1 rRNA gene is annotated in these 433 nt (G+C 58.7%); it reads right to left on the minus strand.

Annotated elements, in window-relative coordinates:
* Positions 1-357: 357 nt before the first annotated feature.
* Positions 358-433 (minus strand): 16S ribosomal RNA (locus HYE82_RS37040); the annotation flags it as partial.

The raw sequence follows: 433 nt of genomic DNA on the forward strand, positions 1-433 counted from the left end.
GGGCCTATCGCGGCCTCTCACGTCCTTCATCGGTTCCTGGTGCCAAGGCATCCACCGTGCGCCCTTAAAAACTTGGCCACAGATGCTCGCGTCCACTGTGTAGTTCTCAAACAACGACCAGCCACCCGTCACAGCCTGCCGAAGCAAACCTTTACCGGGGCCGGCACTGAAGACTGACCAACGGCCGTGCCTTCAGGACCCAACAACGTGCCAAGCGCAAGCGCTCTCCGTGAACTCCGTTCCACGCCCGAGGGCAGTACTGGGAGACCTTCAAGTCACTCACGCCAACTAATCAACGTTCCACCGATGAGCTGACCGTGCAGAACGTTTGCCTGCAATCGGTACTGTGCTCCTTAGAAAGGAGGTGATCCAGCCGCACCTTCCGGTACGGCTACCTTGTTACGACTTCGTCCCAATCGCCAGTCCCACCTTC

It is taken from the genome of Streptomyces sp. BR123, from assembly GCF_013401435.1.
Classification (GTDB): Bacteria; Actinomycetota; Actinomycetes; order Streptomycetales; family Streptomycetaceae; genus Streptomyces.